The sequence below is a fragment of the Leptolyngbya iicbica LK genome, from assembly GCF_004212215.1.
Classification (GTDB): Bacteria; Cyanobacteriota; Cyanobacteriia; order Phormidesmidales; family Phormidesmidaceae; genus Halomicronema; species Halomicronema iicbica.
Genome location: NZ_QVFV01000008.1, coordinates 139,082 through 162,040 on the forward strand (window position 1 = coordinate 139,082; position 22,959 = coordinate 162,040).

Sequence of the window (22,959 nt, forward strand, 5' to 3'; positions counted from 1 at the left end):
CTATCATATCGCCAAACGGCACATGCTCTTGATCGGGCCTAGCGACAGTTGCTATGACTCGGTGACGGCTGAGCAAGTTCCCTAAAGGATAAAATCGCGGATTGAGAAATTGCTATGAATGATGCTTCGAGGGTTGAGAGCAAGTCTCCCAAAACCGCGATATCAGCAACGGTGCAACGACTCCAGGGATTGTCTCAGCGATCGCTGCAAACTGCCTGGCATCTGACTCAGGAGGATTTACCCAAGGCCGCTGTGCTGGGGCAAAATGACTGGCAATCATGGCCGATCGCCTCAACCAACGCAAGGGATCACATTGCCTGGGAACGGGGCCAAAAGCCGCTGTGGCTCTGTCAACAAATCGTGGTACCCGAAACGTTGAATGATTTCCCCCTCGAGGGGTTGACCTTGCAGTTGAGTCTGACGTGGTGGGCCGAGGCTGTCGCCATTTATGTTGACGGTGAACTGCGACAAGAGGGCGACCTCTTCGATTACTTTGGGCGCATTAAGCTGAGCGATCGCGTTACTCCCGGCGACACCTTCCACGTCGCGATTTACCTGGTCAGCCCCGGTCATGACGACGGGGCCTTAGTGCGTTCTACCGTGATGTACGAGACAGCGAATCCAGCCCTGCCAGAGCCCGGATTCGTAGCGGATGAGCTCACTGTGCTGCAAACCTTTGCCGACCCATTCGCGCCGGATAAGTTATCGGATCTGGCGGCGGCGATCGCTCCCCTCGATTGGACGACGGTGACTCAGCAAACTCCTTTTCTCAAGGAACTGCGGGCCTTGCGCGATCGCCTGCAACCCTTCAGCGCTTGGATCAAGCAGCGGCAAATTACCTGCGTCGGTCATGCTCACCTTGACCTGGCGTGGCTGTGGCCTGTGGCCGATACCTGGCGGGCGGCTGAACGCACCTTTCGCTCGGTGCTGGCCCTACAGCAAGACTTTCCCGAAATGACCTATACCCACTCCAGTCCGGCGTTGTTTGACTGGCTAGAAACCCATCAGCCGGACCTGTTTCAGGCGGTGTTAACGGCGGTCAAAGGAGGCCACTGGTCGATTGATGCGGGGCTGTGGGTGGAACCGGAGCTCAATACCCTGGGGGGCGAGTCGTTAGCGCGGCAAATTTTGTATGGGCAGCGCTATGCCCAATCGCGGTTTGGGCAAATGAGCGCGATCGCTTGGCTCCCCGACAGTTTCGGCTTTTCTTGGCAGTTGCCGCAATTACTCAAACTAGGCGGCGTAGACTATTTTGCCACCCAAAAGCTCCGCTGGAACGAAGCCACCCCCTTTCCCCACAGTCTGTTTGAGTGGCAGGGGTTGGACGAAACGCGCATCACGAGTTTGACTCTGCCCCCCATCGGCAGCGACATTGACGCCCCGCAAATGGCGAGTTACGCCGCCGAGTGGGAAGCGAAAACGGGCCTCACAGAAATGCTGTGGCTCCCAGGTATGGGGGATCATGGCGGTGGTCCCACCCGCGACATGCTAGAACGGGCGCGGCGCTGGGCCGACTCCCCCTTCTTTCCTGAATTACGCTTTGATACCCCGCTGAATCACCTCCAGCGATTGACTGCAGGGACGGAAACTGTTGACTCGACGAATCGGCCACTCACTGCCAACGGGGGATCTTCATCCCAGGCGGCAACTTCGCCAACGGGTGAAGCCACGGCGACACCGCTCCCAGTCTGGAACGATGAACTGTACCTAGAGCTGCATCGCGGCTGCTACACCGTCCACGCGGATCAGAAGTGGTATAACCGCCGCTGCGAAGATGCCCTGCGCGAAGCGGAACTGTACAGCGCGATCGCGCAAATGTTAGGCCACTTCGCCTATCCCCAAGCCGCGTTAGAAACGGCCTGGAAGCGAGTCTTGTTCAACCAATTTCACGATATTCTGCCCGGCACCGCCATCCCGGAAGTCTTTGAGACTACCAATCCTGATTGGCAAGCCGCATATGATGCTGCTCAGGGCATCCGCACGGACGCTCTGGCGGCGATCGCGGCGCAACTGCTTCCACGCCCATTGCCTCCCACGGGCGCGATCTCGGTCTGCCTTTTTAACTCCCTCAGTTGGGAGCAGACGGCTCTGGTCGAGGTGCCGTTGGCCGATTTGCCTAATCATTCAGATTGGGGATGGCGCGTGGTTGATCCGGCAACGGGGGCAACCGTTGTTAGCCAACTCAGCCCCTACAGCGATCGCTCTGACACGCCGCCCTGCCAAGCCGCCCCACCGATGGAACGCGGCGACTATTTATTGTTTGAGGCGACTGTGCCCCCGGTGGGCTACCGTCGCTATTGGTTGGTGCCCGAGGCGACTGAGTCGACTGCCTCAGACTTGCCTCATCAGCCATCCGACCCCACAACATTTGAATTGAAAAATGACTTTCTCAGCGCCGAGGTTGATCCCGTAAGTGGTGAGCTGCGATCGCTGACGACGCCCGCAACGCCACAGTCAGTCTTGCGAAATTCTGCCAACCAACTCCAAGCCTTTCGCGATGCTGAGCAGTACTGGGATGCGTGGGATATTGCGCCGGATTATCAAGATCATCCCTTGCCAGCGGCCACGGTGGCATCGATCACCTGGCTGGAATCAGGCCCGCTGCGGCAGCGGTTGCGCGTCGTGCGTCATGTGGCCGATTCCCGGATTCAGCAAGATTATGTGTTGGAGCGATCGCAGCCTTACCTGAAGGTCGTGACCACGGCTGACTGGCAAGCCTGCCAAGTTGTCCTCAAAGCCGCTTTCCCCGTGACGTTTGAAGCTGAAGCCGCCACTTACGAGATTCCGTTTGGGGCGATCGCCCGCCCTACAGCACCGACCGATCCCCATGAGCAGGCCAAATGGGAAGTGCCCGCCTACCGCTGGGCAGATCTCAGCAGTGAGACCATGGGCCTCAGCATTTTGACTGACTACAAACACGGCTTTGATGCCCACCCCGACCAGTTGCGGCTGACCCTGCTGAAAGCGCCCTTGTGGCCCAATCCCCAGGCCGATCGCGGCCGCCACCAATTCACCTATGGGCTGTATCCCCACGCGGGTGACTGGCGGACGGGCCAAACGCCCCAGCACGCGATCGCTTTCAACACGCCCCTACAGTTGGTGGTTGGCCAGCCTGAAAATCCCGCTTTATCCACAGATGTGGAAAAGCTAGAGGGAGAAGGACACGAGGGAAGCCTACTCCGCTGGTCAGCTGCAACGACGCACCTCGCCGCCCTGAAACAGTCTGAAGATGACCCAGGGCAGTACATTTTGCGGGTGTGGGATCTCTACGGTGCGGGAGCCCAGCTGGATGTCGACTTACTTGTTGACGGGCATCAAGTTCAGCGGACGAGTTTGTTGGAGGCAGCGATCGCCGTCGAACAGCCCGCTCAGCTCCGACCGTGGGAAATTGCCACGTTGAAAACCCCGGCTTTCATCAACAAGTCTTGCAAGCCGCAGCCATCCGCCGCTGCATCGAAATAGCATAGAGAACAGTTCACTGCCACCATTGCCGCGATCGCCCCTATGGAAAATACCGTTCGCCAACCTGCCCTGCTCCAGCTCTACACCTCACCCATTGGCAAAAAGCTGATCACGGGGGTGACCGGGGTGGGGCTCGTCACCTTTGTGCTGGTGCATATGGTGGGCAACCTGCTGCTGTTTGCGGGGCACGATGCCTACAACGCCTACGCCCATCATTTAGAAAGTTGGGGGCCACTATTGTGGCTGGTGGAATCGATCTTGGTGGCGGTGTTTGCCCTGCATGCGATCGCGGGCATTCACATCTTTGTCAGCAAACTCAACGCCCGCCCCGACCGTTACGCGACCTACGCCAGCAAAGGCGGGCCGAGTCTGCAATCTATCAGCTCGCGCACCATGATTGTCACGGGACTGGTGTTGGCGACCTTTTTGGGGCTGCACCTGTGGAGCTTCAAGTTTGGCACCTATTACACGACGCAGCTAGCGGATGAGCCCGTCCGCGATTTGGCGCGCCTCGTGGTGGAAAAATTTCACCATCCCCTCTACGCCTTTGGCTACAGCAGCGTCATGGTATTGCTGGGCTTTCACCTGCGCCATGGCATTTGGAGCGCGTTGCAGTCCCTGGGGCTGCAGTCCAAAGCGATTCGCTACACCGTTTATGGCTTGAGTTTGGGAGGGGCGATCGCGATCGCTACCGGCTTTGTCTTACTCCCCCTCACCATTTACTTCGGCCTTTTAACCTAGCGATCGACCAGCCGGCGGGTAGCGCCATAGCCAACGGTACCAGCCATGTCCCCCCCTCTTGTCGCCGCTACAAACTCCGGCAGTTATAGCAAGCTGCAGTCAGGTGCCAACAGGCAAGGGGCTTAAGTCCCTTGTTCTCAAGCCAGAGAGATGAACGGAAATATCTGCGTGACACCATACCTCGCCCCTGGGTGAAATGTTGCTTGGAATACGGTTGCCGAATCAACGGTCGCCTTTGATGATGTTGGGGATCACCCGCGCTCAACACACACGAGGAAACAGGCATGGCAAGTTGGACCCGATGGCTCGCGTCACATATGCCCAAAGTGGCGATGATGACGGGCGTCACGCTACTCGCAGGTGGGTTTGTCCGTCCATGGGTCGCACCCGCAACGGCCATTCCATTCTCCCTCGATCCTCCAATGGCCGCCCCAGATTTGCCAACAGACCGAGGGGCCGTCGAGCAGTTTTGTCCCACCGATTTGCCGGCAGCGCTGGATGCCATTGTGCGGCGATCGCAATTTGGCACCGCCGCTTGGGGCGTGGAAGTGTATGGCCTCGCCGATGAACAAGCTCTTTACACCCACAATTCTCAACGCCTTTTCATTCCCGCCTCGAATATCAAGTTGCTCACCACCGCGGCCGCGATTTACACCATTTTGGAGCAGGCTCCTGATCGCCTCTCGTACTTTCAGGACGACCTCAATTTAGTTAATCGCGACAGCAACAATGGGCGAGCTGACGAGCTATTGCGGAATATTGGTGGTCAAAGCCGAGTCAAGGCCATGCTCGAACCGCTGGGGGTTGATCCCGACAGTTATGTGCAGGCCGATGGCTCCGGGCTATCGCGCAGTAATAAGGCAGAGCCCTCGACCTTTGTCGCCCTGCTCAAGGCCATGCATGCAACAGAGGAACGGGAACTGTTTTACAACTCATTGCCTATCGGCGGCGTCAGCGGCACCCTACGCAACCGCTTTAAAGGCACGATTGTGCAGGGCCAGGTGCGGGCTAAAACGGGAACGCTCAACGGGGTAAGGGCGCTATCCGGCTATTTAGAAACGGACGATTACGGCACCGTCATTTTTAGCATTATGGTCAATCAACCTGGGCAGTCCGGCCAGAGGATGCTGGCGGCGATCGACGATATGGTCTTGACCATGGCCCAACTCGAAGACTGCGATTGATTGGGTTTCAAACTACATTAGTCAGATCGCATGGGGACTTTTCATCGCAGCCACATCGCTCACCTGCCCCTCAATGAGTTCAACCCGCCGCCCTTGAAAAAAGTCGAGATCAGTGAGTCGGTAGTATTCATCCCGCGTCCATAAATGCACCTGCGGTTCTGTCGTAGGTAACATAGGCTGTCTCATCAATACTGATAGCTGAAGTTTAGCTTGTAGGAGGCGATCGCCCCACTCTGCCAACCGCCCACCGCTTCTGCAAATCTCATTGAGCCTCAAGATGATGCTTGACACAAGCTATCCAAGCATCCCGATTTTTATGTATGCACCACCTAACTTCAGGATACTTACTGCGCAAATTGGTTTTAGTCCATTTCAACTTTGATAGTTCCTCCCAATGATCTTTGGGCAAAAAGTAAGTGGCATGCCCATAAACAGGTTTCTCCAAAACGGCAATACTCGAATAATCAAAAATAAAACAGATATAGCCATCAAACTTATTCTCGCCAATAAAAATCTGATCTGGCAAAATCTCACGAATACTTTCAATACGCCACCACTCTAGTCGCTCATCATAAATTCTCTTAAATTGAGACCGCAAAGAATCAAAGAAAACATCTATATCTTCAGGAGTGTGCTCCTCCAAAAGCTTCCAGTTCATGAAAGTTATCGAAATTCCCTTAAAATCCTGACGTGAAGGCCTGATAAGTTTACTTTTATATTTTGCTTTATATTCATCAATCCTAGAGATTCTTTCTTTATACATTTTTATTGACTGAATATATTCTTGTTCCAAAACTTCATTCGAAGATGATTCGAAAACCCATTTGTAACCTTTTCTATATTTCTGCTTCTTGAGACCGAATTTCTCAAGGGCTGTCTTTTGGATATCCGACCAGTTTCTCCTAAGACTCTCTATCTGTTCACGCAAAGGTGGAATTTCAACAACAAGCTTGCAATACGTATCTAGCAGTTCCTTGGCCTCCGATCTAGAGGGCATTCTGCCAAGAACCATAGCCAAAGACTCACGCTCCCTTTTATTCGGCTGAATCTGCGCTATTCTTGTCTTTCCAAAAACTTTTAACTCTTTAAAGTAACGTGATAAATCTACCGCAAGTTTATCATGATAGGTATTATTTATTTTTGTCTCTTCTTCAAAAAAATCTTCCTCTGTGAATCCAAAAAAATCTTCATGATTCAAGGTATAAAATGGAATTTCTATAGAATAGTCTTGATAACCCATCTCCACGAAGGCAGAGATCTCAAACTCTAAAAAAGTTGCCAAGATGTATAATTGAGAATCTTTATTTTCATTGATACTGCTTGCAATCTTCTCTTTCAATTCTGCAATTTCTTGGAATTTTTCGAGAATGTGTTTCTCCATTTCTTCTAACTGTCTAAACTCTTCAATCTCCTGAAAACTTGGGATGCCAGGAGGATTTTCAAGAAAGTTGATGGCCGTTCGATTAAGCCCTTCTAGCTTTATTGATTCCAACTCCTTTATTAGCTGTTTGACTTTCTTCAAAGATTCTTTGTCTTGGCAGAGCAGCATCTTATCTAACTCTTCGCATTTCTCTAGAAAAACTGAATTCGTCAACGACATATTGCTATATTTAGGATAGGATTTTTATTATATTCAGTTTAGGTGTTCGGCTCGAAAGTTTTGAGAACACAAGTGTCGCCAGCTACATCCATTTCAAGACTTCGTTGAACATTGGCTATCCAACTATCAAAGTCATAATGAATACATCGTTTTACTTCAGGATATTCTGTAAGCAAAGTTCTTCTAGTCAGCTTTGACAGCTCCTTCCAATTGTCCTCAGGTAATAAGTAAGTGGCATTGCCGTATAAAGGTTTTTCCAAGACAGCAGTGTGCTTGTCTTTAAAGAGAAAACAAATGTAACCTCTAAGATTCTTATTGCCAATATAAATTGCGTTCGGACGAAGTTGATTAATCTTCTCAACTCTCTGCCAGTCGAGTTTTTCGCCATGAATATTTTCCAGGTAGGATCTCAAAGCTTTCATCAATTCTTCGAGTGAATCGTTGAGGCAATATTCTTCTAAAAGCTTCCAATCAAGTCTCTTAAGCTCTGCATCATCAGCCCAAGAGTACTCCAACTCAGGGTATTCGCTCTGTTTTGAAGCATCAGCTTTAAGTCTTGATTCTATATCTCTAGTGATCTTTAATTTTGCAATAACATCATCAACTAATCCTTGGTTCTCATGTAAAAGTGCTTTCTGCGCGTCACTCAAATACAATCGGTTTTTGTAGAACAAATATTCGTCTGCTTTAGATTTCTCCCTCTTCATAGCCGTTCTCTTTGTGAATTCTTTTCTAAGTGTTATTAAATTTGCGTCAATTTCATCGATCTCTCTTTCCATCCTTAAAATAGGAGCGATGTGAAGTGTGAAGAATTCAGCTAAGTCGTTTAGCTCTTCACCATTGAGCTTTTTGAACGGACGCAAAGGACCACAAAATACTTTGGAAATAAGATTGGCATTATCAAAACCGCCAAGCCCTGCTTTAAAGTCATTTTTATCAGATAACAACTGATGTTTGAAATTCCCCAAAAAATCAATAACTCCTTTTTCTCTGTCACGTTCCTGAAGAAGCCTAATCAAAGGCTTTTTTTTGTTTTCTGGCTTGTACTTGAAGAAAAATTTTGTTAATAGCTTAAAGTGTTCATATATTTCACACTTAGAAGAAGTGAGTATAGCAGCTAGAGCCTCAACAGCTTTACATCTCTGCTCCCATTGTTGGCTTGCTTCGTGCTCATAGCTTATTATCTGCGCTTCTAAGTTGGCTAAGTCAAAATCCCTGAGCCCTCTGAACTTTGGCGGATCGTCTATCACTTTAACGATCTCAACTAAGGCTGGATTAAGTTTGCTGTACACATTTTCTCTTAATTTCTCCAACAACTCATCTGCTTCCTCTCGTGTTAAGTGAGTTCGATTATCGAGATAATCCTCTAAAGATCTTTGTAAGATGACAAAGCTTGACATAGTGAAGAATTGTGATGTCTCAAGTAATGATTTAGATTATTTCAACTCGTAGTTACTGATGCTTTACATGCATTATGGCTTATCAGGTTTCCAGGGTAGGGCGATCGCGCCTTTTGGCATACGGCATCACGCACCTGAAAAATATCGAAATCCTTCATAGTTAATAGAGAGGCGGCGGGTCAGAACTCAGAAATGAGCGGCTGCGAGGTGAGCAAGGCTGACTTCTGATTTCTGCATACTGACTGCTTCACAGATTCTGACTAGCCGGAGACGATACCCCTATGCAACCCACCAACCCGAATCAATTTACCGAAAAGGCGTGGCAGGCCATTGTCCGCACGCCGGAAATTGCCAAAGAGTCGAAGCACCAGCAGATTGAGAGTGAGCACCTGATGCGGGCGCTGCTGGAGCAGGAAGGCTTGGCGACCTCCGTGTTCAACAAGGCCGAAGTGAACGTGCAGAACCTGCGCGATCGCACCACCGAGTTCATCAACAAGCAGCCCAAGATCAGCAATGCGGGCGGCTCGGTGTACCTGGGCAACAGCTTGGACAAGCTGCTCGATCGCGCCGATGGCTACCGCAAAGACTTGGGCGACGAGTACATTTCCATCGAGCACCTGCTGTTGGCCTACGCGAAGGACGATCGCTTTGGGCAAGCGGTGTTCAGAGAATTTGGTTTAGACGAAAATAAGCTCAGAGGCATTATCAAAGAAGTGCGAGGGAATCAGAAAGTGACCGACCAGAACCCCGAAGGCAAGTACGAAGCGCTGGAAAAATATGGCCGCGACCTGACGGAACTGGCGCGGTTGGGCAAGCTCGACCCGGTGATTGGGCGGGACGATGAGATTCGTCGCACGATTCAGATTTTGTCGCGGCGGACGAAGAATAACCCGGTGCTGATTGGTGAACCCGGTGTCGGTAAGACCGCGATCGCCGAAGGACTGGCCCAGCGCATCGTCAGTAAAGATGTGCCGGAGTCGTTACGCGATCGCAAAATCATCGCCCTCGACATGGGTGCCCTGATTGCCGGGGCCAAGTATCGCGGCGAATTTGAGGAGCGTCTGAAGGCCGTTCTCAAGGAAGTGCAAGAGTCCGAAGGGCAGATGGTGCTGTTTATCGACGAGATTCACACCGTCGTTGGCGCGGGGGCGACCCAGGGCGCGATGGACGCCGGGAACCTGCTGAAGCCGATGCTGGCGCGGGGCGAACTGCGCTGTATTGGGGCGACGACCCTGGACGAGTACCGCAAGTACATCGAGAAGGATGCGGCTCTGGAACGCCGCTTCCAGCAGGTGTTTATCGACCAGCCCACCATTGAGGACACGATCTCGATTTTGCGGGGTCTGAAGGAGCGCTACGAAGTCCACCACGGGGTGAAGATTTCTGACAGTGCGCTGGTGGCAGCGGCGGTACTTTCCACGCGGTACATCAGCGATCGCTTCTTGCCCGACAAGGCGATCGACCTGGTGGACGAGTCCGCCGCCAAGCTGAAGATGGAAATCACCTCCAAGCCGGAAGAGTTGGACGAAGTAGATCGCAAGATCCTCCAGCTCGAAATGGAGCGGCTGTCTCTAAAGAATGAGACGGATGCGGCCTCCCTGGATCGGCTAGAACGCCTCGACAAAGAACTGGCGGATCTGAAGGAAACCCAATCCGGCCTCAACGCCCAATGGCAGTCGGAAAAAGACCTGATCGATGACATTCAAGCCCTGCGCGAAGAGTTGGATCACGTCAACATTGAAGTGCAGCAGGCCGAGCGTAACTACGACCTGAACCGCGCCGCCGAGCTGAAGTACGGCAAGCTCACGGACCTGCAACGCAAAGTTGAGCAGGCAGAAGAGAAGCTGGAAAATGCCCAAACCAGCGGTCAATCTCTGCTGCGGGAAGAGGTGACGGAGGAAGACATCGCCGAGATCATCTCCAAGTGGACAGGCATTCCGGTGAGCAAGCTGGTGGCGTCGGAAATGGAGAAGCTGCTGCACCTGGAAGACGAACTGCACCAGCGGGTGGTCGGTCAGGAGGAAGCGGTGACGGCGGTGGCCGACGCGATTCAGCGGAGCCGCGCCGGACTCGCGGACCCCAATCGCCCCATTGCGAGCTTCATCTTCCTCGGTCCCACCGGGGTCGGGAAGACGGAACTGGCGAAGGCGCTGGCCTCCTATATGTTTGACACGGAAGACGCGATCGTCCGCATCGATATGTCCGAGTACATGGAGAAGCACGCGGTGGCGCGGCTGATCGGGGCTCCTCCCGGCTACGTCGGCTTTGAGGAAGGCGGTCAGCTCACGGAAGCGATCCGCCGTCGGCCCTACGCGGTCATCCTGTTCGACGAAATCGAGAAGGCCCACCCCGATGTGTTCAACATCATGCTGCAAATTCTGGATGATGGTCGCCTCACCGACTCCCAGGGGCGCACGGTGGATTTCCGCAACTCGGTGCTGATCATGACCAGCAACATCGGCTCCCAGTACATTCTGGATTTGGCGGGCGATGACACCAAGTACGACCTGATGCGCGATCGCGTGATGGATGCCATGCGTTCCGAGTTCCGCCCTGAGTTCCTGAACCGGGTGGATGAGCTGATCATCTTCCACAGTTTGAAGCAGGAGCAACTGAAGGAAATCGTCAAGCTGCAAATCCAACGGCTGGAGCAGCGGTTGGGCGATCGCAAGATGTCTCTCGTGCTCTCCGAAGACGCGCTGGATTGGGTGGCCCAGGTCGGCTACGACCCCGTCTACGGTGCTCGCCCCCTCAAGCGCGCCATCCAGAAGGAGCTAGAAACGCCCATCGCGAAGGGCATCCTGCGGGGCGATTTTGTGAACGGCGATCGGATCTACGCCGATGTGGAAAACGAACGCCTCGTCTTCAAACGTCAAGCCACTGAACTCGCGACCGTGTAGCACCCAAAGAACCCCGGCTTCTTCGAGAAGCCGGGGTTCTGAGCAACCTTAAGGTGATGGGCGCTGCCATCGCTACTGCCTTTGCCAACATTCAGGCGCACAGCTGTGCGCCCCTACAGTTCACAACGATTGAATCACTAAAGCCCATGAACACTCGACTATTTAGCACTCTGGGGGCGATCGCCCTCATCGGTACCACGACGGCCTGTGTGGCACCGCCCTCCACCGAAACGCCCACGGAGCGATCGGCCTATGGCGAAATCTCGCTGCCGCCCGAAAGCCAACGGTTTGGCCAAGATCTCGAAATCATCGCCATTGATGCCTTTGGCACGGCTGAAATGCCCACTGAAGGCAATTTCAACCAAGAGGTCACCATCGTGGAACAAACCTCAACCGATGCGATTGTCACGCTCACTCAAACGGGACGCCTCGACGACTCGGTTGAGGGCGTGCGCTACTGGTTGGAATTTGACGCGGGCGAAAATGCCTGGGAAATGGTCTGGGCGGGGCGTCAGGTGCGCTGCTATCCCGGGCGTGGCTCCCAAGATTGGACTACGGAATTGTGTAACTAGCGGTTTCCATCCCATTTGTTGTCGGGGTGGATGGCCGGCAGCTGTCAGAAAATGAGTTGAGCTCAGCGATCGCCCCCCTTTCTCTGGGCTCCATCAGCGACACTCCAGACACTGTAATTGAGGCTGAAATGAGAGCATCCTGGCACCTAGACGATCTAGCTGTGCCCTGTTAGCCACCGATCGCGAGATAGATCCAGTAAGTCGCCATGGGAATCACCGTCGCTGCTACTAAAAACCCGACCACAATCCAGGTGGAACTGCCGCGATTTTCTTCCGTTTCTTCAGCGGAGGCGAAGGTGCTTTCCATTTCAAAGGAATTGACTTCGGCTGGCGGACCCGGATCGGTTTCACCCGACAGCACTGCGACGAGGCGATCGCTGGCGGTCAGCAATGCTTGATTATATTTGTTGCCCTGGCGCAGGGGAATGGCGATCGTTTCATCCACCACGCTGGTTGCGATATCTGCCGACAGCATCTCAGCAGAAGCGTCACCCACTTTGAGGGCGGCTCCATTGGTCACATCATCCAACACCAGAATGCTCTGATTGGTGCGGCTCTCGGGGGCCGGAAACCACTTTTCCATCAGGGCATCCGCAAAAGTTGCCGGGGTTTCACCATAGTCAAGGCGGTGAATGGTGACGAAGCGCACTTCATTGCCAGTGCTTTGCGCCAAGTCTTGCAGTCGTTCGGTGATTTTGCCTTCGTTGATGCGGCTAATCAGCCCGGCATCATCCACAATCCAGGTGCTATCTGACAACGGTGGGATTTGATAAACGCCCGTGGCCAACGCCGGAGCCGCGATCGCGAGCGTGCTCACCAACAGGCAAAGAGTAAGAACAGCGCCAAAGAGTGGCTTGATTACACGGTGCAGCATAGAAATGATAAATGTATGGCAGCTACTCATTACTATACTGGAATGCTTTGGCATCCGAAGCTGATTCGCATGGCGACAGCCAGGAGATCTGGGTCGTATCGGTTGAGTTTGTAGCCGTGGAAAAATCTGGTCGTTAATGCTCGAAAAACGAGCCTTGGCCGATATCGGTGCTAAATGATGGTTGGCAACGCCTGAGCCGTTGTTCATCTGACTGTAGTGAATCTTGGCTGCACTTAGCGAATAGTCATCGCTGGCAGACAACCCTTCTCAAGCAGCAGCTACCCTAGACCGCCAATAGCCCCAGCGACCTCATCCCAAGAGATGAAAGGCGGCGCGTACCCATGGCAGCGTGCGGTCCAGCATTGACGTGGGGGCCATAGCCTCGTCCTCGCGGGGGGGCAGGTTGCAAATTGCCCGGTCCGCATCCGTTGCTTTGCCATACTCCAGGTAGTTGTGCAACCACTCGCAGCCCCAGTCTATGAGCTCGGGCAAGGTCTCAATATCGTAGGTCTGCACGCGGCCATTCACCACCGTCGCCACTCGCTGCCCGTCGGGACTCATGACAGCTAACTTGCCCTCATAAATCGCCAGTTGCCGTCCCTGCAAATCCCATACCCGTATCGTGCGATCGGCTGAGGCCGTGACGACATAGGTGCCGTCGGGGCTAAACTCCGCACTGGTGACTCTATTCTCATGACCTGCTGAGACTGCCAGGGTTTGTCCAGTTGCAGTATCCCACACCCGTACTGTGCGATCGTCTGAGGCCGTGACGACCTGGGTGCCATCCGGGCTAAACGCCGCACTGGTGACGCCACCATTGTGCCCGGTCAAAGTCGCCACAGATTTCCCAGTTTTGGCATTCCATACCCGTACCGTGCCATCGTTTGAGGCTGTGACGACTTGGGTGCCATCCGGGCTAAACGCCGCACTGTTGACGTTACTATCGTGCTCAGTCAAAGTCGCTACAGCTTTCCCGGTTGTTGCCTCCCACACCCGTGCTGTGCCATCGTTTGAGGCCGTGACGATGTAGGTGCCGTCGGGACTAAACTCCGTACTCCTGACGGCCTCTTCATGGCCAGTCAACGTGGCCATCGCTTTCCCGGTCGTGGCATCCCACACTCTGGTCATGCCACTGTATGACGCCGTGACGACCTGGGTACCATCCGGGCTAAACCCCGCACTCCAGACGGCACCTTCATGGCCAGTCAACGTGGCCATCGCTTTCCCGGTTGTTGCCTCCCACACCCGTGCCGTGCCATCGTCTGAGGCCGTGACGACCTGGGTGCCGTCTGGATTAAACTTCGCACTAATGATCCCTCCCTCATGGCCAGTCAACGTGGCCATCGCGTTCCCGGTCGCTGCCTCCCACACCCGTGCCGTGCCATCGTCTGAGGTCGTGACGATGTAGGTGCCGTCGGGACTAAACTCCGCACTGGTAACGGCACCTTCATCGCCGGTCAACGTGGTCATCGCGTTCCCGGTTGTTGCCTCCCAGACCCGTACTGTGCCATCGTCTGAGGCGGTGACGATGTAGGTGCCGTCGGGGCTAAACTCCGTGCTGGTGACGGCACCTACGCCCGCTAAAACTGATATTTCTTGCCCGGTCACAGCATCCCATACTCTGGTCATGCCACTGAATGACGCAGTGACGACCTGGGTGCCATCCGGGCTAAACTCCGTACTTAAGAATGGGCTCTCGTGGCCCACTAAAGTCGCCATCGCGTTCCCGGTCGCTGCCTCCCACACCCGTGCCGTGCCATCGAGTGAAGCGGTGACGATCTGGGTGCCATCCGGGCTAAACGCTGCACTCCAGACGACACCTTCATGGCCAGTCAACGTCGTCATCACGTTCCCGGTTGTTGCCTCCCACACCCGTGCCGTGCCATCGAGTGAAGCGGTGACGATCTGGGTGCCATCCGGGCTAAACGCTGCACTTCTGATCCCTCCCGCATGGCCAGTCAACGTCGTCATCGCGTTCCCGGTCGCTGCCTCCCACACCCATGCCGTGCCATCGTCTGAGGCCGTGACGATGTAGGTGCCGTCGGGACTAAACTCCGCACTGAAGACGCCACCTTCGTGGCCAGTCAAAGTCGCTATCGCGTTCCCGGTCGTTGCCTCCCACACCCGTGCCGTGCCATCGTCTGAGGCCGTGGTAATGTGGGTGCCGTCGGGACTAAACTCCGCACTGAAGACGGCACCTTCATGGCCAGTCAAAGTCGCTATCGCGTTCCCGGTTGTTACCTCCCACACTCGTGCCGTGCCATCGTCTGAGGCCGTGGCAATGTGGGTGCCGTCGGGACTAAACTCCGCACTGAAGACGGCACCTTCATGGCCAGTCAAAGTCGCTATCGCGTTCCCGGTCATTGCCTCCCACACCCGTGCCGTGCCATCAAATGAGGCAGTGGTAACGTGGGTGCCGTCGGGACTAAACGCCGCACTGAAGACGGCACTTTGATGAGCTAGTAAGCGTTCCTGAGCAATCTGAGACTTAATTTGCTGCAACGCGAGTAGCGGACTAGCTGCTGGGTAGTCAGAGGTAGCCTGTAGTTCTTCCTGAACAACGATTTCATTGAGTGCAGTCCCAGCTTCCAAGGCTTTTCGTAAAGCTGCAACTGGCTCAAACCCGGCACGATTGAGGGCTGCCGTACCTGCTTGTTCGAGGCGAGTCGCAGTTTTTGCCATCTGAATAGTTTTTTCGGCTTCAGCGAGCCGTGCTTGGGCGACCAATCCCGCCCCCACAGCAATAATGATGCCCGCCACCGCCGTCATCGCCCCGATCGCCGCACCCCGTCGCAGCTTCTTCTCTGCCGCATCCTGCGCCGCCTGCCGCGCCGTACTCGCCCGCACATACTCCTGCTGCAAGCCCGTCGGCAACGGTTCCACCTCAGCATTAGTCACCAACCAGGCACTCGCTGTTGCCAACTCCTGACCCCGCAGCAACAAACTCTCATCCCGCCCTTTGCGATCCCACTCACCCGCCCGCAGCAGTAAACGGGTGTGGACTTCCAAATGCTCACGATCGGTATCTAACGTGTGCAACAAATGCTGAAAATTGACCTGAAAGTCACCATCATGATCGCGAAAGTCAAGCCACTGCAGCTTCGCCAGAATGGGGTGCAGATCCGCCGTGTCGATCGGGCGATGCAGCACCGTCACGATGCGCTTGTTGAGACCGTTGGCATATTCCACCTCATCGGCACAGTAGGGCGAATTGATCGACTGCGGTGAGAGCACAAACAAAAATACATCCGAACTTTCAATGCCGCGATAAATTTCCTGCTGAAAGTCCGTTCCCGAGGCAATACTCTCCTGGTCAAACCAGGTGCGCTTGCCCTGAATCTGCAACGTTTCATTTAACCGCCGGGCAAAGTCTGAGTCTACCCGCGAGTAAGAGATAAACACATCCAGCGACGGGTTCGGCGGCTGCCGCAGACTCTCGGCAATAAAGGTTTGCTGCAGTTCGATGGGGGGATAGCGGTGAGTGCGGGCCACCTTCAGCCAGTTTTCCGCTCGCCGCAAGTTATAGCCCCGCAGCAGCATGGTGGGGTTCTGCTGCTGTCGCTGCCATTTCAACGCTTGGGAGAGCCAGGTTTTGTGTTCGGTGTAGTAGGCGGCGTCGGTGTTGAGAATCTTCAGCAGTTCACTTTCATCCGCAAGATAGTCACTCTCGTTGAGGTTGTCCGTCAGGTCGATTTGTTGGAGCGATTTGAGAGACTCCGGCACCTGCGCCGGGTCAGTCGGTTGAGTGAGAATCGGAATGATCCGTTTGTGTAAGTCCAGGGCTTGCTGCAGTTCTCGCTGACAATACTCCGACTGGGCTGAAGCGGGCGACAGCATAAACAGCACGTTGTCAGCGGTTTCAATGCCCTGGGTAATGGCGCTGTGATAGTTCTGACTGGTCTGAATGTCGGTGCGGTAGTTCCATACTGTAATGCCCTGGCGCATCAAGGAGCGGCGGATTTGTTCGGCACTGTCGCGATCGCTCTCTGCATGACAGAGAAACACCTGGGTCATCAAGTTATTGGCGTTCTTGATGCTCTCGGTGATGAATTCACAATGTAGATCCGTGGGCACACAGGGCGGCTGTTCGTCGGTGAAGCGAGTGGCCAGCCAGGTGTGGGCCTGTTGGCGAGCTTGGCCGGTGAGCAGGAACTGCGATCGCTGCTGGTGCTTTTCCCAATGCAAAGCGGCGGCCAACAGCTCGGTATGCTGCCGCACGTAGTCTTGATGGCGATCGCAGATGGCCAGCAGTCCTTGCAGTGCCGCGTCAAAGTCATCAATCCCTTCGCGGAAGTAGACCCAGTTAATCTTGCCGATGGCGGGATGCATGTTGGGAAAGCTGGAATGCTTCCCGGCGGCCTGATACTCGGCCCACTGTGCGTCGGTCCCTTCAGGATTCCGTTCCTGCCAGGTCTCCCAGCTAATCTGTTCCACATGCAGCAGGGGAATGATGCGTTTACCCCGTTTGAGGGCCAGTTCAACTTCCAGACCGCAGTAGGGGGAGTTGACGGAGTGGGGGGAGATTAAGAACAGAAAGTTGTCGGCTTTTTCAATGCCGTCATCAATCTGCTTTTGATAGTCCACCCCCAGAGGAATATCTTCAAAGTCGAACCAGACGGTGAGGCCAGCGGCAACGAGGCGTTGATGCAGGCGGGCGGCAAAGGCTTTGCTATCGGCTCGACCGTAGGAGATGAAGGCGTTCTGGAAAGTCGGCATGGGTCAGCAGTCAGCGGGGGACAGGGCAGGCTCACTCATAACTTGCCCAATTCCTCGGCGCGATCGGGATTTCTGGAGGCTGGAAAATTCCGGTGGGGAGATGGCGGGTAACTTCTGACGGTTCGAACTCACATCAGGTTGAGCGGATCGACATCGATGGTCAGGCTGACGTGGGCAGGACATTGTTTCGCCAGGTCGGTGAGGTCAGGAATGGGAGCCGCGATCGCCCCTTTTAACAAAACTTGCCAACGGTAGCGTCGGGCCACCCGCAAAATGGGGGCGGGTACTGGCCCGAGGAGCGACCAAGCCTCATCTAATCGACTAGCCAAGTGCGCGGCGAGGTCTTGGGCTGTGTGTTCGGCGGCGGCGCGATCAGGGCTGGTGATGCGCAACAGCACCAACCGTCCCGCTGGGGGATAGTCGAGGGCTTGGCGCTGCTGCTGCTCCGTGGTGAGAAAGTGCTGGATGTCTTGCGATTTGACTGCCTGCACCACGGGATTTTCGGGATTATAGGTTTGCAAAATCACCCGGCCCGGTTGCTCGCCCCGCCCCGCGCGTCCGGCCACCTGAGTGAGGACTTGAAAGGCCCGCTCACTGGCGCGATAGTCGGCCATGTATAGCAAACCGTCGGCGGCGATGATGCCGACGACTGTGACCTGGGGCAAATCGATGCCCTTGGTCAACATTTGGGTGCCGACGAGGACATCCGCCTCCCCTTGGGCAAAGCGGGCGAGCAGAGCGCGATGGGCACCTTTAGCGCGGGTGGTGTCGCTATCAAACCGCAGACAGCGGAGTTCGGGCAGTTCTTGGGCGATCGCCTGCTCTACCCGTTGGGTGCCGCTGCCAAAGTGTTTGAGATATTGAGAATCACACGCCGGACATCGGGGCGGCTGCATTTGTCCAAAGCCGCAATAGTGGCACCGCAGCATTTCGGCGGCCCCGGATCGCGATTGGTGGTAAGACAGCGACACATCGCAGTGGGGGCACATCATCACATGGCCGCATTCGCGACAAGAGACAAAACTGCTGTGGCCCCGGCGCTGGATGAACAAAATCCCCTGTTCTTCCCGAGATTTCATCGTCTCCAACGCCGATCGCAGCGAACGGCTAAAGATGGAGCGGTTGCCGATTTGCAATTCCAACCGCATGTCGACCACGGTGATGGGCGGCGGGGGCCGCTGATGAACGCGATCGGGTAGCACCAAATAATGACGGGGCGGTAACGTCGCCGCCGACTGGGAGGTGGCCTCGGGAGACGCTGGTTGGGGCTCGGTGGCCTCAGCGATCGCGCGGAGTTGCTGCGCTGACCAACTTTCGAGGGATGGGGTGGCGGTACCGAGGACGAGGGGACAGTCGTCTAACTCAGCGCGCCACTGGGCCACGGTGCGGGCGTGGTAGCAGGGCATCGGCTGATCTTGCTTAAAGCTGCCGTCGTGCTCTTCATCCAAAATAATGATGCCGAGCTGGGGCAATGGCGAAAACACCGCCGATCGCGTGCCAATCACCACCATCGGCTCGCCCTGGAGCATCCGCCGCCAGGCGTCGTAGCGTTCACCATCAGACAAACCACTGTGATAAACGTAAACGCGATCGCCAAACCGTTGTTGAAAGCGATCCGTTAATTGCGGCGTTAGGCCAATTTCAGGTACGAGCACCAGGGCAGACTGACCCGCGGCGAGTCGGGGCGCGATCGCCTGCAAATACACCTCCGTTTTGCCCGACCCGGTGACGCCATGCAGCAAAACCATGGCAAAACTCTGGTCGGTTCGTAAGGTTTCCACGGCTGTCTGCTGCGGCGCGGTGAGCACTTTGGGGTGATCGGCCCCGAGTTCTGGCGAGGCGGGTTGCCGCAGCACTTCGCGTTCTTCAATGACGAGCAAGCCTTTTCGGGCCAGCGATCGCATCGTGGCACTGGTGGTGCGGCAATATTGCAGGGCCTCTTGCAGCCACAGGTCACCGCCCCGCCGCTGCAAGAGCGACAACACTTCGCGCTGGCGCTTGGTGACGGTGGGGTCTTCGGGGGTGGGTACCTGCACCACGGTCACGGCCTGCCGTCGCTGGGGCCGGGGTGGCGTTGGCAACGCCAGATAACTCTCTGCCCAGCCGCGATCGACCAGCGCTTGAATGCCGCGATAGGCACCGCGACATTTTTGCCGCAGATATTGCCAGGTGTAGTCACCCTGGGCGGACTGCTGGAGCTGACTGAGCACACACACTGCCGCTGGCGAGAGGAACATCTCCGCCTCGGGGGGAATCGCGTCCGGCAAGAGTCGGAGGCGGCGCTGCGATCGCCCTAACAGTCCCGGCGGCAGCGCCGTACGAATCACCTGGATCAAAGAAGTTTGATAATAAGCCGCTACCCGTTCCAGCAATTGCCAGTAAGTCGGTGAAAACATGCCCCGGCTAATGACCGCTGCGACCGGGCGAATGTCGGCGGGTGCGAGGTCAGGCGGTGGGGTGCTCAAGAGCTGAATCGCGATCGCCCCGAGCTGTTGCGACCCAAACGGCACACTCAAAATGTCGCCGACTGCCACCTTTAAATCAGGTGGCAAACGATAGGTATAGAGTCCCTGAGCACCGACACTATCGACTAATGCCGCCACCCATTTTGGTGCCCCGCTACTAATATCAACCTCACTTGATCAATTCGAACTCTAGTGTAGCGATCGGCGGTCAAAAAAGTTGGCATTTTTCCGCGTTTGCCGCTATCCTTGCTAAGCCCTGAAAAAGCTTAAGGTTTCCGTTAGATTCCTGTCGGAAATTCCCGGCCTTTTACAAGCGGTTACATTCTCTGATAATCGTTACATCAGCGCAAATCAGCCCAATCCCTTGATGGAGAGATCATTGCCCCTGTGGATAAATATTAAATTTCTGAAATGGGTTGCTATTTTGCTACGAATTCGAGTATAAACGCCTCAAAAGCAAAGGCATTGGAAGCCTCATGTAATCCCTATGGAAGCCTTCTTTATTTCTCCTGAAACTGATTCTGAAACGTTAGCGCATGTCGGCCTCGCTGATGATGAGTTGAATGCGACTCAAACTGATGAGCAGTCGGAGGCATCATCGACGCAATCGCGCAAAGAGGATGCTTCTTGGGGTGACGATACTGATGTGTCAGCTCAGTACACAACCCGCGATTCTCTTTCAGAACTGAGTCTGCCTGGCTATCAAAAAACCATCACTGATGATGCGGTGGGTGCGTTCTTTAAAGAGATGGCTCGCTATCCCTTGCTGAAGCCCGCCGAGGAAATTGAATTGGCTCGGCAAGTGCGATTTCTCGGTCAAGTTGAAGAGTTTAGAGAAAGCTGGATTGAAGAGAAGGGGCAGCCCCCAACGCTGCCAGAGATGGTCGAAGCCTTTGGCCTAAGCGAAGCAGAATTTCGCCAAAAGCTGCATTATGGTCGTGCGGCTAAGCGGCGGATGATTCGTTCAAACCTGCGATTAGTGGTGTCCATCGCTAAGCGTTATTTAAATCGAGGTGTCCCATTTCTCGATTTGATTCAGGAAGGGGCGTTAGGTTTAAATCGGGCGACCGAGAAATTTGATCCCGATAAAGGATATAAATTTTCGACTTATGCTTATTGGTGGATTCGCCAAGGCATTACTCGCACGATCGCGAACGATGCCCGCACCATCCGTTTGCCCATTCATATTGTTGAAAAGCTCAACAAATTAAAGAAAGCCCATCGCGAATTGCGCCGTGATTTGCAACGCAATCCGACCGAGGCCGAGCTGGCCGAAGCATTGGATATGGCTCCCGATCAACTGCGGAGTTTGCAGCAAGTGCGACGGCGATCGCTCTCCCTCAATCATCGCGTTGGCAAAGGCGAAGATACCGAGCTGATGGAATTATTGGAAGACGGCAACACCCAAACGCCGGAAGCCAAGATCAGTGAGTCCATGATGCGCAAAGAAATAACGGGCGTCTTGTCCGAGGTTTTGACGGAGCGCGAGAAGGATATTATTACTCTGAGATATGGCTTAACGACGGGAGAAACGCACACCCTTGAAGAAGTTGGGAATATGTTTAACCTGTCTCGGGAACGGGTGCGCCAAATCCAAACTAAGGCCATGCGCAAGCTCAGAAGACCGCAAGTGGCCTCGCGCCTCAAGGGGTGGTTACGTTAACCCCAGGTGTTGGGTTGGGCAGCGTGACGTGGGGGCTTTTGCCGTAGCGTGCCTAACAGACCATTCTCCCAAAAGCCTGAATGATGTTGGCGTAACTTAGAGGGAGAGAGGTTTTGTGGACTATAAGCAGGATCTCATCACAACGATTCACGACTTAGGCTGCGATATTGAGCGGCTCGATAATCATCTCACCGAGGTAAGTCAGTCCTTACCCACGGCGGTGTTGATTCCCTCTTTATATGAAGAGCTGCAGCGTCCGGCGCTGACCCAGATTCGGGATCAGCTGATGCACTGCCGCTTTGTGAACAACGTCGTGATCAGCCTTTATGCCCAAACCGCCGAAGAATATTTTCAGGCGGTGGACTTTTTTGGCACGTTGCCGCAGCCGACTTACGTGCTGTGGGAAAATGGCCCGCGCATCACCAAGCTACTGGCGCAGCTACAAGAACAAGGGCTCGATTTGTTGCAGCATCGGGGCAAGGGTCGGGCCGTTTGGCTGGGCTTAGGCGTGGCGAGTTTGGAAGCCGCTGCGATCGCCCTCCACGACGCCGACATCATCACCTACGACAAAACCTATCCGCTCAAGCTGCTCTTTCCTCTGCTAGAGCGAGAATTTGGCATTGCCTTTAGCAAGGCTTACTACACCCGATTAAGTGAAGCCCCGCGCCGGATGCATGGCCGCGTCACTCGCCTATTTGTGACGCCGCTGATTACTTCCCTCATGGAAGTGTTTGGCTATCGCGACTACCTGCGCTATCTCAACTCCTACCGCTATCCCTTGTCGGGCGAATTTGCCCTAACCAGTGACTTGGCCCTGAATACTCGCATCCCTGCCGACTGGGGTTTGGAAGTGGGCCTACTGGCCGAGGTGTATCGAAACTTGGCCCGCAAGCGCATTGCCCAGGTCGATCTTGGCATCTTTGAGCACAAACATCAGGACATGGGCACTTCGTCTGACAAGGGGTTGCAAAAAATGTGCCGTGACATTCTCAAATCGGTATTGCGCACCCTGACCGAAACCGAGCAAGTCGCCATCTCTCGCGATCACATTCGGGCGTTGAGTGTGAAGTTTCGCCGAGAAGCCCAAAACCTGACCCGGCAATATTTCGTGGATGCCCGTTTTAACGGCATTGAATACGATCGCCATAAAGAAGAAGTCACTCTGGAAAATTTTGAAAAGATTATTCTGAAAGCCGGTGACGAATATCTGGAAGACGCCACCGGCACCCAGATTCCTGACTGGACCCGTGCCCTGGCAGTCATGCCACAATTGCGAGAACAGTTGCGAGATGCCGTCGTGGCCGACATGAGCGACGCCCGCGAGCAAAACGAGCAAACCCGAGCGGTGACGACGCCGTCCTTAACGGTGATTCCTCAATAGG

General features: G+C 54.7%; 13 protein-coding genes. 7 read left to right on the forward strand and 6 right to left on the reverse strand.

Annotation, left to right across the window (positions count from 1 at the left end):
- Nucleotides 1-114 precede the first annotated feature (114 nt).
- From DYY88_RS21205 to DYY88_RS21215, 3 genes are all read left to right on the forward strand, one after another.
- Nucleotides 115-3,462: an alpha-mannosidase gene (locus DYY88_RS21205; protein ID WP_044151132.1), complete on the forward strand. Its 3,348-nt coding sequence runs from the start codon at nucleotides 115-117 to the stop codon at nucleotides 3,460-3,462.
- Nucleotides 3,463-3,504: 42 nt separating this feature from the next.
- The gene (locus DYY88_RS21210) at nucleotides 3,505-4,203 is read left to right on the forward strand and encodes a succinate dehydrogenase cytochrome b subunit (RefSeq protein WP_039726281.1); all 699 of its coding nucleotides are present in this window, start codon (nucleotides 3,505-3,507) and stop codon (nucleotides 4,201-4,203) included.
- 284 nt (nucleotides 4,204-4,487) lie between these two features.
- Nucleotides 4,488-5,387, forward strand: coding sequence for a D-alanyl-D-alanine carboxypeptidase (locus DYY88_RS21215; protein WP_072041313.1), 900 nt, complete (start codon nucleotides 4,488-4,490; stop codon nucleotides 5,385-5,387).
- A 21-nt stretch (nucleotides 5,388-5,408) separates the two neighbouring features.
- Here the strand turns inward: DYY88_RS21215 and DYY88_RS24350 are convergent, their stop codons facing one another.
- The 3 genes from DYY88_RS24350 to DYY88_RS21225 all read right to left on the reverse strand — a co-directional run bounded on the left by DYY88_RS24350 (nucleotide 5,409) and on the right by DYY88_RS21225 (nucleotide 8,387).
- The gene (locus DYY88_RS24350) at nucleotides 5,409-5,561 is read right to left on the reverse strand and encodes a hypothetical protein (protein WP_160299529.1); all 153 of its coding nucleotides are present in this window, start codon (nucleotides 5,559-5,561) and stop codon (nucleotides 5,409-5,411) included.
- A gap of 88 nt (nucleotides 5,562-5,649) precedes the next feature.
- Nucleotides 5,650-6,987, reverse strand: a complete 1,338-nt coding sequence (locus DYY88_RS21220; protein WP_039726283.1) for a hypothetical protein — start codon at nucleotides 6,985-6,987, stop codon at nucleotides 5,650-5,652.
- A 38-nt stretch (nucleotides 6,988-7,025) separates the two neighbouring features.
- A complete protein-coding gene (locus tag DYY88_RS21225) occupies nucleotides 7,026-8,387 on the reverse strand; it encodes a hypothetical protein (RefSeq protein ID WP_039726284.1) in 1,362 nt (453 codons plus the stop codon).
- A gap of 281 nt (nucleotides 8,388-8,668) precedes the next feature.
- Between DYY88_RS21225 and clpB the strand changes: the two genes are divergently transcribed.
- Together clpB and DYY88_RS21235 are read left to right on the forward strand one after the other, a co-directional pair.
- A complete protein-coding gene (clpB, locus tag DYY88_RS21230) occupies nucleotides 8,669-11,287 on the forward strand; it encodes an ATP-dependent chaperone ClpB (RefSeq protein ID WP_039726285.1) in 2,619 nt (872 codons plus the stop codon).
- Nucleotides 11,288-11,433: 146 nt separating this feature from the next.
- Complete coding sequence (locus DYY88_RS21235) at nucleotides 11,434-11,859, forward strand: hypothetical protein (protein WP_130199551.1); 426 nt, start codon at nucleotides 11,434-11,436, stop codon at nucleotides 11,857-11,859.
- A gap of 169 nt (nucleotides 11,860-12,028) precedes the next feature.
- On the opposite strand, the gene psb32 is transcribed toward DYY88_RS21235, so the two are convergent.
- The 3 genes from psb32 to priA all read right to left on the reverse strand — a co-directional run bounded on the left by psb32 (nucleotide 12,029) and on the right by priA (nucleotide 20,052).
- Nucleotides 12,029-12,676 (reverse strand): photosystem II repair protein Psb32, encoded by a 648-nt coding sequence (gene psb32, locus DYY88_RS21240; protein WP_242517653.1) that lies wholly within the window; start codon nucleotides 12,674-12,676, stop codon nucleotides 12,029-12,031.
- A gap of 366 nt (nucleotides 12,677-13,042) precedes the next feature.
- Nucleotides 13,043-17,449, reverse strand: a complete 4,407-nt coding sequence (locus DYY88_RS21245; RefSeq protein ID WP_052288331.1) for a toll/interleukin-1 receptor domain-containing protein — start codon at nucleotides 17,447-17,449, stop codon at nucleotides 13,043-13,045.
- Nucleotides 17,450-17,577: 128 nt separating this feature from the next.
- Nucleotides 17,578-20,052 carry a primosomal protein N' gene (priA, locus tag DYY88_RS21250; protein ID WP_242517652.1) on the reverse strand — a complete coding sequence of 825 codons (2,475 nt, stop codon included), beginning with the start codon at nucleotides 20,050-20,052 and terminating at the stop codon, nucleotides 17,578-17,580.
- A gap of 349 nt (nucleotides 20,053-20,401) precedes the next feature.
- Between priA and DYY88_RS21255 the strand changes: the two genes are divergently transcribed.
- Nucleotides 20,402-21,577: an RNA polymerase sigma factor, RpoD/SigA family gene (locus tag DYY88_RS21255; protein WP_084607023.1), complete on the forward strand. Its 1,176-nt coding sequence runs from the start codon at nucleotides 20,402-20,404 to the stop codon at nucleotides 21,575-21,577.
- Nucleotides 21,578-21,692: 115 nt separating this feature from the next.
- Nucleotides 21,693-22,958: a glycosyltransferase family protein gene (locus tag DYY88_RS21260; protein ID WP_044151135.1), complete on the forward strand. Its 1,266-nt coding sequence runs from the start codon at nucleotides 21,693-21,695 to the stop codon at nucleotides 22,956-22,958.
- Nucleotide 22,959 lies beyond the last annotated feature (1 nt).

Excerpts from the sequence above, each read along its gene's own strand:
- DYY88_RS21215 (WP_072041313.1), top strand. The coding sequence starts at position 4,488 with ATGGCAAGTTGGACCCGATGGCTCGCGTCACATATGCCCAAAGTGGCG.
- DYY88_RS21220 (WP_039726283.1), bottom strand. The coding sequence starts at position 6,987 with ATGTCGTTGACGAATTCAGTTTTTCTAGAGAAATGCGAAGAGTTAGAT.
- DYY88_RS24350 (WP_160299529.1), bottom strand. The coding sequence starts at position 5,561 with ATGTTACCTACGACAGAACCGCAGGTGCATTTATGGACGCGGGATGAA.
- DYY88_RS21235 (WP_130199551.1), top strand. The coding sequence starts at position 11,434 with ATGAACACTCGACTATTTAGCACTCTGGGGGCGATCGCCCTCATCGGT.
- DYY88_RS21210 (WP_039726281.1), top strand. The coding sequence starts at position 3,505 with ATGGAAAATACCGTTCGCCAACCTGCCCTGCTCCAGCTCTACACCTCA.
- DYY88_RS21245 (WP_052288331.1), bottom strand. The coding sequence starts at position 17,449 with ATGCCGACTTTCCAGAACGCCTTCATCTCCTACGGTCGAGCCGATAGC.
- DYY88_RS21205 (WP_044151132.1), top strand. The coding sequence starts at position 115 with ATGAATGATGCTTCGAGGGTTGAGAGCAAGTCTCCCAAAACCGCGATA.
- clpB (WP_039726285.1), top strand. The coding sequence starts at position 8,669 with ATGCAACCCACCAACCCGAATCAATTTACCGAAAAGGCGTGGCAGGCC.
- DYY88_RS21225 (WP_039726284.1), bottom strand. The coding sequence starts at position 8,387 with ATGTCAAGCTTTGTCATCTTACAAAGATCTTTAGAGGATTATCTCGAT.
- DYY88_RS21255 (WP_084607023.1), top strand. The coding sequence starts at position 20,402 with ATGGAAGCCTTCTTTATTTCTCCTGAAACTGATTCTGAAACGTTAGCG.